The organism is Virgibacillus indicus, from assembly GCF_002266285.1.
GTDB classification, from domain to species: Bacteria; Bacillota; Bacilli; order Bacillales; family Amphibacillaceae; genus Virgibacillus_K; species Virgibacillus_K indicus.
In genome coordinates, this window is record NZ_NPMS01000011.1 from 13,319 (window position 1) to 28,732 (window position 15,414).

The following is a 15,414-nucleotide window of genomic DNA, read 5'->3' on the forward strand; positions in this document are numbered from 1 at the left end:
TGCGTTTCTGGCGCATGCTCTTTTTTGAAAAGAGGAATGACAAGCTAGGGGCCGTTTGGGCGTAGAGCGGCGTTCTATGTGACCGTTTGCTCTCGGGTTTTGGCCGTTCGGGCTCATAGAGACGTTCTATATGACTGTTTGCTATGGATTTCAGGACGATTGGGCACTGAGCGGTGTTCTATGTGACCTTCTGCTCTGGGATTCTGGACGCTCGGGCTCATAGAGACGTTCTATATGACTGTTTGCTATGGATTTCAGGACGATTGGACACTGAGCGGCGTTCTATGTGACCGTTTGCTCTGGATTTCAGGAAGCTCGGGCACAGAGAGACGTTCTATGTGATCGTTCACCATAGATTTCAGGCGATTCAGGTGTAGATAACAAACACTCCATCAACTATCATCAAGGGGGGAGAAAATGTACAAATATATCATTCGGCGTATTCTTATTTTCATTCCGATGCTTTTCGCTTTGACGATAATTGTATTTGGACTTGCCCAGTTAGCTCCTGGAGATGCTTTGACAGGTCAGTCATTGGCAGATCCGAATGTTGATCCGGAAGTGTACGAACAGCAGCGGGAAGCATTGGGATTAAATGACCCCATACCTGTTCAGTACGGACGCTGGATCAGCTCTGTTGCCCAGGGGGATTTTGGGAATTCCCTTGTGTTTAATGGCCGCTCCGTTTCTGAGTTAATCGAAGCACGTTTTGCAAACACGCTTTATTTAGGATTATTTTCATTATGTATCACAATTATCGTGGCCATTCCAATTGGCATTTACTCAGCCAGAAAACCCTACTCCTTATTGGACTATGGTGCAACCGGATTTGGTTTCTTTGGTCTGGCGATACCAAACTTCTTTTTCGGACTCATCGCTATTTATGTCCTATCCATTAAGCTGGGCTGGTTCCCGGCACAAGGAACGCTGTCTGCCCCTGGCGTCACAGGATTCGAAGCATTTATGGACCGGATACACCACATGGTTTTGCCCGGAATAACACTTGGACTGGCAGGGACAGCAACTTACATGCGCTATATGCGGTCAGAGGTGCTGGATGTGCTGGGAAGTGATTATATTCGTACAGCAAAAGCTAAAGGCATGTCAGATCGTAATGTCCTCTACAAACACACTCTTCGCAATGCACTTATCCCTATCATCACATTAATGGGATTCGAAATTGGTGTATTGTTAAGCGGTGCAGTTATCACTGAGCAAGTATTTCAGTATCCGGGACTTGGCACATTGTTTTTAAGTTCTGTTACCAACCGTGATTATCCTGTAGTTATGGCAATCGCTATGATTCTTGGGATACTCATTCTGGTTGGAAACCTGCTGGCCGATATTTTTTACAGTATTATCGATCCAAGAATCCGATACGATTGAGGTGAAACCCGATGCAGACAAATCCACAGGCAGCATTTTCTGAAGATCCGGAAAAAAACTCGCTTGATAAAGCAAAAAAAGGTGAAAGTCCGTTTCAATTGGCATTACGCCGCTTTGTGAAAAATAAAATGGCTTTAATCAGTGTATTTGTATTGCTCGCAATTATCATTCTATGTGTCCTTGCACCGGTATTTACCGATATCGATCCGGAGAAAACAAATCTGCTGCTAATTGAAAAAAGCCCGAGTGAAGAACATATTTTAGGTACAAACGGAATGGGTCAGGATAACTTCTCCAGATTATTGTATGGCGGCCGAATATCACTGATTGTTGGCTTTAGCGCTATGTTCTTTACACTGGTTATTGGAGTCTTATTAGGGTCGGCCGCCGGATATTACGGAGGAAAAATTGACGGTCTTATTATGCGGGCAACCGACATTATGCTCATGCTGCCATTTCTCGTGCTTGTCCTTACAATTATGGCTATTATCGATAAAGTTACCATAGGGCTTTTTGTTACCATTATTGCATTAACATCATGGCCAAACCTGACCCGTATTATCAGGGGAACGTATTTATCATTACGGGAGCAGGAATTCGTTCTTGGTGCACGCGCAATAGGAGCAAGTGATTTCCGCATTATATTTAAACACTTTATTCCAAATGCCATCGGCCCAATTATTGTAAATGCAACCCTAATGATGGCATCCTATATTATCATTGAATCGGGCTTAAGCTTTATTGGCTTTGGCATTCCGCAGCCAACCCCAACATGGGGGAATATGATTTCCGAAGCTCAAAATATACGAATATTGCGCAACCACCCGGAAGCATGGATTCCACCAGGGCTTGGCATTCTGATAACTGTTCTTGCCATTAACTTTATTGGTGATGGATTAAGGGATGCATTTGATCCGAAGAGTAAACGACGATGAGAATAAAATAATACAGCCTCACAAATAAACATACTTTGAGAGGCTGCTTATTTATTTTTCATTAATTCTATTTGGCACAAGTACAAAAGATTCCTCTTCAGGCTCTACATAAAAACTTAGTCTGGTATCTTCTTTTATTTTTAACAGTTTTCTAATTTCAGAGGGAATTGTAATTGACCCTTTCGCAGAAATATACCGTTGATTTTCTGTATTTGCATTTCCCGCATGACGTATCCATATTGCTTTATTATACATACGTACCTCTACTAACTCTCCGGTGTAAAACCCCAGCTGCATACGCCATTTCTTAGGGAGATTGATAAGCCCCTGCCTTCCCAGTGTTTTACTGTTTTGCAAGCAATACATCAGACTCACCTCACAGTATTTATATACCTTCTTTATAAAACAGCAAAACAAGAGATAGTCCAAACACTTTTTTATTGACTTATCTAAATAATTTAATTATTATGAATATAGATTACTGAATAGCTCAGACACCGATCTTTTAATAAATTGAAAGGTGGTTACGTGATGGTAAGTAATTCATTCTACACTCAGGAGAATCTTGGACCCTATGAGCTTTATAATCTGGGAGATTTTGAATTGGAAGATGGTGGAAAAATACCTGATTGCAAGTTGGCTTTTAACACATTTGGAGAGTTGAACGAAGCAAAGGATAATGCCATTGTCATTCCAACATGGTTTTCCGGGACCAGTAAAGACTACGAAGCTTACATTGGGGAAGATCGAGCATTAAACCCGAATAAGTATTTCATCGTTGTTATTAATCAAATCGGAAATGGACTCTCGAGTTCACCACATAACAGCCCAGACCCAATTGCAATGGGCGATTTTCCTAATGTAAGAATCGGGGATGATGTCCGTGCACAGCATAAACTCATCACTGAAAATTATGGAATTACGGAAATAGCACTTGTTGTGGGAGGCTCTATGGGGGCACAGCAGACCTATGAATGGGCAGTAAGATATCCGGACATGGTTAAACGTGCTGCGCCAATTGCTGGAACTGCCAAAAATACACAACATGACTTCCTATTTACAAAAACTTTAATGGAAGCCATTACCTCAGATCCTGGCTGGAGACAAGGAAATTATAAATCTAATACAGAGGTCGCAGATGGTCTAAAAAGACATGCAGATATATGGGCAGTAATGGGATTAAGCACTGAATTTTATAAGCAGGAGAAGTGGACACTATTTGGAGTTGAATCCCTGGATGAATTTATCTTTGGATTTCTTCAACCATTATTCCAAATGCTGGACCCTAATTCTTTACTCACAATGGCCTGGAAATGGCAACGGGGAGATGTCAGCAGGATAACAAATGGAAATCTGGAAGAAGCACTAGGGAGAGTCAAAGCAAAAGTGTTCGTCATGCCAATTGACGAAGATATGTTTTTCCCTCCTAGAGACTGTGAAGCAGAACAAAAATTGATCTCTGGCAGTGAACTAAGGGTAATTAATAGTATTGCCGGTCATTTTGGTTTATTTGGCGGGGAAGGCGCTTATTACCATAATCAGATTGATAAACATCTAAATGAATTACTGGCCATTCCGGTTCCTGCTAAAGTAGTGGAATAAGTATGATATACAAGTCAGTCCGAACTGGACTGGCTTTTTGTTTTTGGCCATTTTACATATGGATATTCATTTACTTCTAACGAAAATTAATATAATAGTAAAGTCTTTGTCGGCAGTCGAGGCAGCGGATCTAAGAAAATCTATTTATTTTGAAAAGTATGTTTAAAATTCGCAAAATAAGGAATATAAATAAGTGGGATTTATAAAGGAGGGGGAAAATGGAAGAGGTACTGGGGCAGGCACTGGAAGTAATAAAAAATGAAGTCGCTGTACATAACGGAAAAGAAGATAACTTGAACCATATTGATAGAAATAAGCAAATAGAATCTGAAACGCTGCAATTGATCAAGGGAGTAAAAGACTCCTTTTCACCTGTGGAACTTGGGAAATTTGTAAAAGAGTTATTAGCAGAGGCAGAAAAGATAAAGACAATCGAAACTTTTAAATTGGAAGATATTCCTTCTGGTACATGCTATAGTAGTTAACATAACTATTTTCATACGAGGGAATGATTTCCGTGGACAGTACAATACAAACTGATTTCAATAATCTTGAATCTCAAGTCAAGAACGTTCAATACGAAGCTTTCCAAAGAATCCTTGCTGCAACAGAAGAAGAGGTTGACTGGGCTTATGAAGTTTGGGATACGCTTGTTGCGGGATTAACTGATTCAAATAATCATACAAGATCCCGCTATGCCCAGTTTCTGGCAGGACTTGCCAAAAGTGATCCGGAAAAACGGATACTGACAGATTTCCCTGCACTCTGGGAGGTGACGAAAGATGAAAAGTTTGTCACAGCAAGACACAGTCTGCAGGCAATATGGAGAGTAGGGTTAGCTGGCCATGAACAAAAACAGCTGGTTATCAATCATCTTGTGAATCGTTTTGAAACATGTATGAATGAAAAAAATTACACGCTTATTCGATTTGATATTATTCAGGGCATGCGGAATTTATATGACGAAATACATGATGAGAAAATAAAAGTGAAAGCATTGGAATTAATTGAAAAAGAGAAAGATCCGAAGTATCAGAAGAAATATGCAAAGGTTTGGAAAAATGTTTGAGTGAAGAGTATGTGCAGAATAAAGACATCCAATTTGAAAAGAATTGCTCAAATTGGATGTTTCCTATCAAGTTTTATTTTTTCCCTAACCCACTGATTGTTCCTTTCATAGACATCGAAGCATCCATAAAACAAAACAACTGCAGAATCAGCATTTGCAGTAAGAGCAGGCAAGGCATTTTCAAAATCATTCACAGCTTCCTGCTTCCCTATTGTTAATTCTTTAACTTCAATTTCCCCGTCCAGAACATAAAGAAAAGGTTTTAACCCTTCAAACTCAGGTATCTCCAGCACATCCCTTGCTTTAGGATGTACATCCAAAATATATACATTCTGCCTGACATATAAAGGAGCATCGCTTTCTTCTGGGCCCACCATTAAGTACCAATCTCTATTATCTATTGGCTTATCATGAAATTGAATATCCGGCTCGAGATCGGGGTCTGACGAAAATCTGAAGCATCTCTTCTTCATCTCTTTTAATTTTTTCCTAAGGACCGAGAAGTTTAAGGCTATGAAGCATTGAGTAGCCGGGATTGCAAGTGTTGTGATAACTTCTGTGTTGCCATCTAAGCTTAGTCTTTTTTTATTTTCAATTAACACTTCACTGTTGCTTTTAAATCAATTTATATATTTTCCATAGTCAGGGATAGCAATGCTTTCAAATTCATAAGCGAGTTTTTGCAGGTTTTCCGATAATTCTTCTCCTTCCATCGGTAACCCATGTCCTGTAACTGCTACAGATGGTTGCAATGCTTCTAATTTTTTCACAGAATCCCAGGCAGCTTGCCAGTCATTAGTTAAATATCTTGGCGGGCCATTTATTTCCTTTTCTTGTGTAAATACTTTATAAAGGGAGTCTTGCTTTACTGTAACGAACGCATCACCTGCTATTAAAGCTCGATCCTCGTCCCTAAAAAAAGATACGTGACCAGGTGCATGTCCAGGAGTATGAATCCAACGAAATCCAGGCATATGAGGAACACTGCCGTAAGAAGGAAGAGCTTGTATATGGTCTCCTAAATTAATTGGCTCATTTGGAAACATCGGGGACATTTTTGCAACCATACCACCTTCTACCGTTGCATCAGGTTCTGGATAGCTTTTTTGTCCAGTTAAAAAGGGGATTTCCAACGAATGTGCATAGACGGGAACTTTCCAATGTTCCACTAATTCTATAACCGCCCCAACATGATCGAAATGTCCATGAGTTAAAATAATTGCTTTCGGTTGGCTATTCGTTCCAAAGCGTTTTTCTGTTACCTCAATAATTTTATTTGCGGAATCAGGCATACCAGCATCCACTAACACAAATTCATCAGAATTGGGATCACCAAGCAGACAAATATTAACAATCTGAATCGTGTGCTGGTATAAATCAGGCAATACTTCCATTCCAACTCCAGTTCCGATTGAAGTGGCTGGAATAAATTTATAATCACTACCATAGTTCATATCTTTTTCCATTGATTAAAACCTTCTCTCTTCATAAATTCTATTTTTTAGTTTCCCTTGTTATTAAAAGAATAAAGCATGAAAAAACTGGCAAGGGTAATTATAGCCAGTTTGGAAAAGTGGAGATGATATTAACCTTTCTAATCATTTCTTCTTAAAGTATAACCCCCTTATAATTCTTTCTTTTCTCATGAAGCTGGATAAAATATCAGTTACAGCATAAGTCTATTTTGGATGATGAATTGTATCAGGTTCTACTCCAAAAACGCATCTCTGCAATGGCAGTTACAAATTCCTCTCCGAAGTTTGGATTATTTGCGGCAAAAACGACACCTGCAAAATTATTTTTACCTGATGACTGAATAAAAGGCTGTCCTGTGGAGGCAACACCAATCGGTTTATAGTGTGTATACGCATTTTGTACGAAATTCGTCACGTCCTGATTGAATCTTGCCTGATTCCTGGAACTTCCACCGACAACATAGAGTGAGTCAACCAAATAAGGACTGGAGGTCATAAAGGTTTGATCAACTTTTAACTTTGTGCCATCGGAACCTGTGACCGTACCGAGCTTATCACTTATAATGGTGATAAAAACCCCACACTGCTGCAGATAGTTAAGTACATTCGTTACCGCGTTACCATTAAAGTCATTGCCAATCAGTACGCCTACTTTTTGAGTATAGGCATATTTCGGTGTGCTGGCCTGGCTGAGAGAAGGGTAACTTGTTGAAACAGGAACATTGGATCCGCTTGGACGATCGACTCCAATATTATCCGCAATGATGTTAGCCATTTCCTTATCTACATTGACCAGCAAATTGACGTTTTGCTGACGGACAGATTCGCTTTCTACTTTTCCGAGCTGATAGCTGAATCCTTCGATTGTATGCTGCTTCTCGATGGGGGTCAAGCTATTCCAGAATATCCTCGGCTGACTAAAGTAATCTTTGAATGAATCACTTCGAGCTCTAATTTTATATCCTTCTACTTTCGCAGGATAACTCTCATAGCCGCCTTCTTCCGGGGGCACCGTGTATGGCGTGTTATTCGCTAGTGAATTTTTATGATAGTTAACCTGATCAACATCGATTCGCTGTCTCATAACACCTCGTCGCTGATTATTATGAAACGGGCAGAGTGGGCGATTAATTGGCAATTCAACATAATTGGCGCTGCCAAGCCGGTGCTGCTGTGTATCTCTATACGCCATTAACCTTCCCTGTAAAACGGGATCATTGGAAAAATCGATTCCCGGAACAACATTTGCAGGATTAAATGCGACTTGTTCAGACTCCGTAAAATAATTATCAATATTTCTATTTAATGTCATCTTACCGATAAGCTGAACAGGGACGAGCTCTTCTGGCCAGAACTTTGCAGGATCAAGTACATCGAAGTCGTATTTAAATTCATCCTCCATTGATATCAGCTGAACGCCTAATTCATATTCAGGATAAGCACCTTGGTCAATCGCCTCCCTGAGATCCTTTCTATGAAAGTCAGGGTCAAGGCCGCCAATTTTCAGTGCCTCATCCTGAAGCAGGGAATGGACACCAAGGACAGGCTTCCAAACATATCTCACAAACGTTGCTACATCGTTCTCGTTAACAAATAGGTACGTATTGATTGACCATGATTCCATCATTCTATAGCTTCTTAAAATGCCCCGATCGGACATGATCCATTCCACCATATGAAGTGCTTCATGGTTATTAGCTACATAATCCCAAAAAAGGTCGTGGGCACCGCTTGCTGTTGGTATATCATTATCCTGCTTCGATTGGTACGCGTGCATCGCATCTGGAAACTTCATCGCGTCCTGATTGATTAATACAGGCATGGCAATCGTTGTCAGATCGACATTTCCTTCTTCTGTATACAACTTAACACCCTGACAACGTAAATCCCTTGCTGTATCATAGGATCCTTTAGCCCCCTGTACAGTAGAAAATCGGATAGTTAATGGCGTCTTTTTTCCCGCTTCCTGCAAAAATCCCGCTTTGGTCACATGTTTCATGGACTGGTAACATTCAAATTCTCCATGGCACTGTAACCTCTTGCATGAACTACTCTTTCCGGTATCTCTTCATGGTTAAAATGCGACATTTTTTCAAAGAACTCATAGTCCTGACGTAAGGAAGGACCGCGAACGCCAGCTTTTAACTGGTCCTGATCTTGAGATCTTTTTTTCCCCTCTTGATTTGTCATTGGCTTTCCGATATTACTTATGCGGTACTGATCCAGCTGTTCCTGTTTAGCATTCTGGCCCATATGCCGGTCATTACCTGAAGATGACTTATTATCCATGTAATCACCTACCCTATTTATAAATGATTTTTAGTTCCATTTATATACCTATGCAGCTCTTCTAAACCTAGAACAGGTTTAACTAACTTTAGCACATTTGATTTACCGGTTCATATAGTATTAATACCCATAAAAGGAGGTGAATCAGATGGATAATGATGCCTTTATAAAGAAAGGTTTACATTTATAAAGATTACCGATCTATGAGTCGGACATCTCATATATTCAAAATATACTCTGCATGATGAAGCAGACTGAAGCCTCTCTTCATGCATTTCCATATTTAAACATGGAAGTATCTGTAACAGTTGTTGATAAGGGGTTAATGCGATGACTGATTTATCCTTTTTGACAGTCACGGAACTAGCTCCATTAATCAAATCACGGCAACTATCACCCATAGAATTGACAAAACATATGTTAAGCCGCATTGATAAATTTGATCCACTTCTCCATACGTATATTACTCCACTTCACGAATTAGCCCTTAAACAAGCTGGAGAATCAGAAAATGAAATCATGCGTGGTGAATACAAAGGCCCCCTCCACGGAATCCCAATTCTTTTAAGGATTCCTTTCTATAACAAAAATTGTTGAGTTGAAAGAATTCTTTTCGCTCTTCAACAGCAGTTTATAATAGTACAATCGAATACGTCTTTCGCAATATTTAAATCTTTAACTTCTTGACTCTTGGCTTAAAGCTCAATATATTATAATACTTTATCCTTTAGTTTTGCTTCTTAAATATTATTCTTTTACTTCAATCGACTCCCCTAGCCAATAGTGATTGGGACAAACACATACTGTTTGTCCCTTTTTAATTACTCGTAGAAGCATCGGAAGGGTTGCAACATTTGGGTCCCCCGCAGTAATAAAGAGTTAACAAGGTGAGACTATTAAAACCTGTTTCAAATTGCCGTTAAAGATAATTGTTACCATATAAGAAATCATTTTTATTATTAATCTATCAGGCCTTTAATCGATAGGTTAAATTGTGCTCTTGAAGTGTTTTGTCTTTCCCGAACAAGAAATGCTTCTCCATATCAGGAGAGTATTTTGAATTAACAGTTTCAATGTCTACAGCTTCTGCCACTGCACGCAGCATTGCTGGTGAGGCACCGCAGCACAGTCCAATATAATTAATGCCAATATCTTTTGCCTCCTTTGCCCATGCTGCTAACTCGTAACGGTTATGGTAAAGTGGATCTAAGGCAGTCGGAAAGGTTGTTTCTGTAGGTAAGTGACAGCTGCATCCTCCATCAGGTAAGTTAAAGAATGTTGGGTTTTCTTCTGTTGTACGATATGGGATAGGTAATCCAGCCACATATCCGTCTACATTGTTTCGTATGTCAGCAAGATATGGCTGCATTGTTTCTGGGCCACGGAAACAATTCATTCCAACCACCAATGCACCTTGTTCAGAAAGTATTTTACAAGATTCTTCTACGGTGTAACCATCTCTTAAAATATTCTCGCCCATTAATCCAAATGTAATGACTGCTGGTAAACCCTGTTTGGTAATTTCCTCCAATGCGATTAACGCCTCTTCATGGTAATAAAATGTTTCTCCATTTATGAAGTCCACTCCTTCTTCCTTACACCATTTCACCATTTCTGCAAATATACTTCTAACCTTAGTCTTTGATTCAGGAACATCTGGATTGAAGATATTGGTATTCGATATATTTCCAGCTACCAAAGCTTCTTCTTTTGGATGCTCTCTTGCAACCTCTTTTGCTAATCGAATAGCATTTCTGTTTAAAGGCTCTAATAAATCTTCTTTACCAATAATCCGCATTTTTTCCCTGTGAGCATTGTAGGTAAATGCTAATACAACATCTGAACCGGCATTCATGTAATCCCTGTATGCCTGTTTTAGTGCTTCAGGATTATCTAGTGCCACTTCGGGAACAAAGGAACCTGCCTGCAAATATCCCCTTCGTTCTAATTCAAATAAATAACCTTCCCCTACAATTACAGTACCTTCTTTCAAACGTTCTTCTAAACTGCGCTTCATCATTTTTCCTCCCTCGTAATTTACTTGCTGCGTACTGCTTATGCCCAAAATAAAAAGCCCCTCCTTAAAATAAGAAGAGACTTTGGCTATTTGCTACATACTCTTCTTATCTTCAAGCTTTACGCTTCTGGAATTAGCACAGTATTTCTAAAAAAATCTGTTGCTGAGGTTTCACAGGGCCAGTCCCTCTACCTCTCTTGATAAGAATATTAAGTATTCAATTTTCTATTAATAAATACAATACGCTTAACTTTTTAAAAAGTCAAGATATTTTAATTGATCTTTTTACACCTTTGAAAGAATATAAAGCGAAACTTCAATTAGTGTGGTCTTACTGCCAGTTAACGGGGGATAAAGAAATAACCTCTAAAAGATAACTGTTATTCCATGAGGTTATTTTTATCCAGATTTATTCACCATAATGTGGCCCAATATCTTTTTCATCCCACAATTCAAGAAGCTGTGAAACTGTTACCATCTGATATCCCTGCTTCTCAAGTGCGGTTAAAACTTGCCGCAATACATCAGCGGTGGAAGGATGGATATCATGCAGTAACACGATGGATCCCGGCGAAACATTCAACATTACTTCTTCCTTTACTGCTGCTGCATTACGACTTTTCCAGTCAAGTGAATCAACGGACCACATGATAATTGGTGTTCCTGAATGGTTTGCAGCCTGTTCGGCATTTTCGTTGGACGCACCATAAGGAGGGCGTAATAATGTTGGAGTCCTGCCAGTAGCTTTTTCAATTATACTGCTGGATTCCTGTATCTCTTCTTTGATTTTGTTAATCCCTAAAGCGGTAAGATCCTGGTGGTTCATCGTATGATTCCCAATTTCATGTCCCGCCTCCCCAACCCTATTCGCAATGGATGGATAATATTCTACCTGACTGCCAAGCATGAAAAATGTAGCTTTGGCATCATACCTTCTCAGTGTTTCCAGAATTCGCGGTGTCACCTTCGGATGTGGTCCATCATCGAAGGTCAACGCGATATATTTCCCATCCGGATCAAGCTTTTCCGGGCCCTTTGAATGCTGTTCTTCTTCCTTGATCTTTTCTTCTTCTGGAACTTTTACATCTATTTTTTTTGCAAATTTTTCATCCAGGTACGGTTTGATTTTCTTTATTGGAATTTCCACTTTTATTGCACCCGCTGCACCTGCTGCAATTTCATATTCATCAAAATAAAATGTCACGTTCTTACTGTTGATTGACCACTTCAATTCTTCCGGGTTATCTAAAGCTTTTTTGACCATATCATCAAAAATATAGCTGCTGATTTTCTGATTGCTGTGTAATTCCTTTATAATAAGCTGTTGGATGTCCTTGACCGACTCCTCATTCAGCTGAAACACGTCCTCAAGCTTTAGTAGTTTGTTCTGGTTCAAATCAATGACGAAGGACTTCATTTTTGTTATTCCGTTGGCCCCGCCGTTTATTTGATAGGCTTGAAGCTCCAGTGTATAAATTTTATCAGCTATTTTCTTCGTTTCTGCCTGTATGTTTAAGTGCGCGCGGAAATCATTCTTTTCAAGCATTTCTTTCGATTTATTTAAACCTGATGTGAATTCTCTCTTCTGTTTGTTAATCCATTTATCAATTGGTTTATTAATCTGTTTAATTCCTGAATACGGCTGACTGACTGATAATGTATAGAGGTCCGTTTCTTTCGTTTCTGTTTTGATATTCAAGCCTGGATAAACACTGGAATCTACTACTTTCACTTTCGGTTCATCTGATTCAGGTGATTCTTCCAAAACCTTAGCAACCACTTTATTTACTCCAAAAATAATTCCGACAAGCAGCAAAACAATTGCAATCCAACCGGGTAATTTTATGCGCCTCATGATAGCTCATTTCCTTTTAATTAGTAGTTTAATAGAATACTATTTTACCATAAAATCAGAGCGTTAACCCATAAAGAACACATTATTTCAAAAGGATGATACCCATTAGCTATAGCTAAACAGGCATCGCTTTATTTATTATTTTTACAATTCAGGTCTTGACTTTCAGTGAAAGTAACCATTGACTGATCGTGGAAGTCACAGGAGCCCTGCTGGAATTGCATGGACGATATTAGTCGCAATGATGACCTCATAGAAAGCCGGTCTAGCAGCCCAAGATCCTGCAGTGGACAAAGAAAACAGAAAATTTATTTCCCTCTAAAGTCGATTCATACTTCTATAGATCCATCCGCTTCCAATAACCTCGCTCGAAAACTTCAATTAATGTTTCTAGTAAATCATGAAAAGCATGAGGGTTAGCATTGCGCATCATTTCTCCATTCGTAATCATTACGATTTTAAAATTTTAATAAATAGACTATCCTAGTTAAGTTTATTTTCCCTTCTGTTAGCTTTCTATAATAAGCACCACTAAAATGCAGAGTTTTTCTGTAGTAATCGAAAGTCAATTTAATCGTTTGACTGGCCGGTACAGTCCTCAATAATATTTCTGTAGCATTCGTGCCAGATTACGCTGAAAGTTTCAATCTATAGAAATTATTTTTCACTAATCCATTGCCTTATCCAGCACGTCCAAATTATAATTCATAAGTGAAATATAATCCTCGTTGTTGTTAGTATCTTTTTCGGTTAAGACAGATAAGTTATGGATTGTTAAAGCTTCAGCATAAATTTGCTCTTGGATGATTTCCGATACTCGGCTCGAACTATTTTGTTCAAAGAGGATGTAATCCAGCTCATATTGTTTTGCCTGATCAATGACGTTAGTTAACTCTTTCTGTGATGGTTCACTGCTTGGTGACAGGCCGCTAATTGGAAGTTGTTCGATTCCATATCGTTCTTCCCAATATCCAAATGCTGCATGAGCTACAAGAATGTGTTTATTTTTTTTGTCCTCCAATGTTCTTATAAACGTTTCATCCAACTTAGTCAATTCAGCCTTTAATTCATTGAAATTTTTATCATAGGCAGCTTCTTCTTCTGGATTCAATTCAATAAGTTCTTCTTTAATAATTTCTGCAATCTCAATCATTCGTAATGGATCTAACCAGATATGAGGATCGTGGTCACCATGTACATGATGTGAATGATCTTTATGCTGATGTGAATCGTCCTTTTTGTTATCATGACCAGCTTTCCCATGATGATGTCCTTCACCGTTATGGTTATGCTTTACATCTTTGTTTTCGTGCGTCTCTTCTCCATCCTCTTGTGTATGTTTAACTTCAGCTTCATGAAAAAGTTCATCCTGTCTCCCAATTTCAATTAATTTTACCTCTTGATTTTTTAGAGCATCAGCAGCACTCTCAGCGAACCCTTCCATTCCAGCACCTAAATAAATGAATGCATCACTTTTTGCAATTTCAGCCATCTCTTTGGAGGTTGGTTCATATGTATGTGCATCTGCTCCAGGTGGATATACTGTCTCAACCGAAATTTTTTCTCCACCTATTTCTTCGACAATGAACTGGAATGGATAAAGTGTTGTAGACACTTTTAAATTTTGCTGATTTGACCCTTTCATTTCTTTGAAAGCCTCTTCATTCAAAGCACATCCCAACATAACAAATCCAAGTAAAAATAAGACACTTAAAACTTTACATACTTTCATGTTTCTTCCCCTCTTTTTTTGTGAACAATCAATACTATAACGTAATCATTACGATTTGTAAATAGTAATGATTACGATTTAATGGTTTTAACTTTTAATTGATAATAATTGTTCGGTAGTTTTTAAATAAATCATAGAGAGAATTAACCGAAAGCAGTGATGATGATTTTACGAGAAACTTCATTCCGTAATCATGTCTTAACCAATTAGTCCCCTTGGTACTCCAATTTGTTTTCATCTGCCCTCCCATTTCAGTATATGAATTTATTATTTAATGAATCCACTTTATAAAAAGCCTTTGCATTTTCAGAATGAATCTGCATAAAAATCATTCTATTATATTATTTTTTATGTTATTCTATTAAATATAATTGTAAACCATTATTTTTATAGGTTTACAATTAAGAAGCAATTAGATTCAGTTCTAAAACAAAAGGAGGAAACCACAATATCAAAAACAAAAGGATCCGCATTAAGCATTACAACTGCGAGTGTTTTTGTGGCACTAACCGCAATTGGTGCAAATATCACATCCATTGCACCATTTATGGTCATTGGCGGGGTTCCAATTACATTGCAAACATTTTTTGCTGTATTAGCTGGACTGGTACTTGGCAGCTGGCTCGGTGCGTATTCAATGTTCGTTTATATGCTGCTGGGGTTAGTTGGCGTGCCAATATTCGCACAATTCAAGGGCGGTGCAGCGATATTCTTATCACCAACCTTTGGATTTATTCTGTCCTTTATATTAGTTGCCTATATTTCCGGGAAACTGATTGAAACAAAACGAAGCCCGCCAATGTACATAACTGCTGCACTGACTGGTATGGCTATTAATTATGCATTTGGAACCAACTGGATGTACACTGCATACATGTTTTGGTTCGATGCACCCGAAGGATTCACGTATAAATTAGTATGGGCATGGATGATGGTGCCGCTGCCGAAAGATATTATTCTTTCCATTGGAGCGGGAATGTTTGCATACCGGCTCCAAAAATCCGGCATTGGTGTACATCGCACCCAAAAAGAAAATCGAGCTGCGTAAGTTTTA

The 15,414-nt window shown here is 38.8% G+C and carries 15 protein-coding genes, 1 pseudogene and 1 riboswitch; of the genes and pseudogenes, 7 read left to right on the plus strand and 9 right to left on the minus strand.

The window, feature by feature from the left end; all coding sequences use genetic code 11:
- The first annotated feature begins 417 nt into the window (after positions 1–417).
- Together CIL03_RS17085 and opp4C are read left to right on the plus strand one after the other, a co-directional pair.
- Positions 418–1,386 (plus strand): ABC transporter permease, encoded by a 969-nt coding sequence (locus CIL03_RS17085; RefSeq protein ID WP_094887098.1) that lies wholly within the window; start codon positions 418–420, stop codon positions 1,384–1,386.
- 11 nt (positions 1,387–1,397) lie between these two features.
- Positions 1,398–2,321 carry an oligopeptide ABC transporter permease gene (gene opp4C / locus CIL03_RS17090; protein ID WP_094887099.1) on the plus strand — a complete coding sequence of 308 codons (924 nt, stop codon included), beginning with the start codon at positions 1,398–1,400 and terminating at the stop codon, positions 2,319–2,321.
- Positions 2,322–2,372: 51 nt separating this feature from the next.
- Here the strand turns inward: opp4C and CIL03_RS17095 are convergent, their stop codons facing one another.
- Complete coding sequence (locus CIL03_RS17095) at positions 2,373–2,687, minus strand: AbrB/MazE/SpoVT family DNA-binding domain-containing protein (RefSeq protein WP_094887100.1); 315 nt, start codon at positions 2,685–2,687, stop codon at positions 2,373–2,375.
- Positions 2,688–2,852: 165 nt separating this feature from the next.
- Between CIL03_RS17095 and CIL03_RS17100 the strand changes: the two genes are divergently transcribed.
- The 3 genes from CIL03_RS17100 to CIL03_RS17110 all read left to right on the plus strand — a co-directional run bounded on the left by CIL03_RS17100 (position 2,853) and on the right by CIL03_RS17110 (position 4,992).
- Positions 2,853–3,923 (plus strand): alpha/beta fold hydrolase, encoded by a 1,071-nt coding sequence (locus CIL03_RS17100; protein WP_094887101.1) that lies wholly within the window; start codon positions 2,853–2,855, stop codon positions 3,921–3,923.
- 218 nt (positions 3,924–4,141) lie between these two features.
- Positions 4,142–4,408 (plus strand): hypothetical protein, encoded by a 267-nt coding sequence (locus CIL03_RS17105; RefSeq protein WP_094887102.1) that lies wholly within the window; start codon positions 4,142–4,144, stop codon positions 4,406–4,408.
- A gap of 32 nt (positions 4,409–4,440) precedes the next feature.
- Complete coding sequence (locus CIL03_RS17110; RefSeq protein ID WP_094887103.1) at positions 4,441–4,992, plus strand: hypothetical protein; 552 nt, start codon at positions 4,441–4,443, stop codon at positions 4,990–4,992.
- Positions 4,993–5,039: 47 nt separating this feature from the next.
- Here the strand turns inward: CIL03_RS17110 and CIL03_RS19700 are convergent, their stop codons facing one another.
- The 4 genes and pseudogenes from CIL03_RS19700 to CIL03_RS20415 form a co-directional block, all read right to left on the minus strand.
- The gene (locus CIL03_RS19700) at positions 5,040–5,594 is read right to left on the minus strand and encodes a pirin family protein (RefSeq protein ID WP_133087841.1); all 555 of its coding nucleotides are present in this window, start codon (positions 5,592–5,594) and stop codon (positions 5,040–5,042) included.
- Positions 5,595–5,612: 18 nt separating this feature from the next.
- Positions 5,613–6,458, minus strand: coding sequence for an MBL fold metallo-hydrolase (locus CIL03_RS17120; protein ID WP_094887105.1), 846 nt, complete (start codon positions 6,456–6,458; stop codon positions 5,613–5,615).
- A 235-nt stretch (positions 6,459–6,693) separates the two neighbouring features.
- Positions 6,694–7,551, minus strand: coding sequence for a catalase-related domain-containing protein (locus tag CIL03_RS20410; protein WP_420855428.1), 858 nt, complete (start codon positions 7,549–7,551; stop codon positions 6,694–6,696).
- Between the two features lie 6 nt (positions 7,552–7,557).
- A pseudogene (locus CIL03_RS20415) lies at positions 7,558–8,756 on the minus strand (catalase); the annotation flags it as partial.
- A gap of 330 nt (positions 8,757–9,086) precedes the next feature.
- Here CIL03_RS20415 and CIL03_RS17130 point away from each other — a divergent pair.
- Positions 9,087–9,353 (plus strand): amidase family protein, encoded by a 267-nt coding sequence (locus CIL03_RS17130; RefSeq protein ID WP_094887106.1) that lies wholly within the window; start codon positions 9,087–9,089, stop codon positions 9,351–9,353.
- A gap of 370 nt (positions 9,354–9,723) precedes the next feature.
- Here the strand turns inward: CIL03_RS17130 and CIL03_RS17135 are convergent, their stop codons facing one another.
- The 4 genes from CIL03_RS17135 to CIL03_RS19930 form a co-directional block, all read right to left on the minus strand.
- The gene (locus CIL03_RS17135; protein ID WP_206207717.1) at positions 9,724–10,773 is read right to left on the minus strand and encodes a homocysteine S-methyltransferase family protein; all 1,050 of its coding nucleotides are present in this window, start codon (positions 10,771–10,773) and stop codon (positions 9,724–9,726) included.
- A gap of 103 nt (positions 10,774–10,876) precedes the next feature.
- Positions 10,877–10,980, minus strand: a riboswitch (SAM riboswitch).
- 202 nt (positions 10,981–11,182) lie between these two features.
- Complete coding sequence (locus CIL03_RS17140) at positions 11,183–12,628, minus strand: polysaccharide deacetylase family protein (RefSeq protein ID WP_094887107.1); 1,446 nt, start codon at positions 12,626–12,628, stop codon at positions 11,183–11,185.
- 667 nt (positions 12,629–13,295) lie between these two features.
- Positions 13,296–14,360, minus strand: a complete 1,065-nt coding sequence (locus tag CIL03_RS17145) for a metal ABC transporter solute-binding protein, Zn/Mn family (RefSeq protein WP_094887108.1) — start codon at positions 14,358–14,360, stop codon at positions 13,296–13,298.
- Positions 14,361–14,454: 94 nt separating this feature from the next.
- Complete coding sequence (locus CIL03_RS19930) at positions 14,455–14,598, minus strand: hypothetical protein (RefSeq protein ID WP_165767995.1); 144 nt, start codon at positions 14,596–14,598, stop codon at positions 14,455–14,457.
- 261 nt (positions 14,599–14,859) lie between these two features.
- Here CIL03_RS19930 and CIL03_RS17150 point away from each other — a divergent pair, with 261 nt between their 5' ends.
- The gene (locus tag CIL03_RS17150; RefSeq protein WP_240508131.1) at positions 14,860–15,408 is read left to right on the plus strand and encodes a biotin transporter BioY; all 549 of its coding nucleotides are present in this window, start codon (positions 14,860–14,862) and stop codon (positions 15,406–15,408) included.
- The last annotated feature ends 6 nt before the right edge of the window (positions 15,409–15,414 follow it).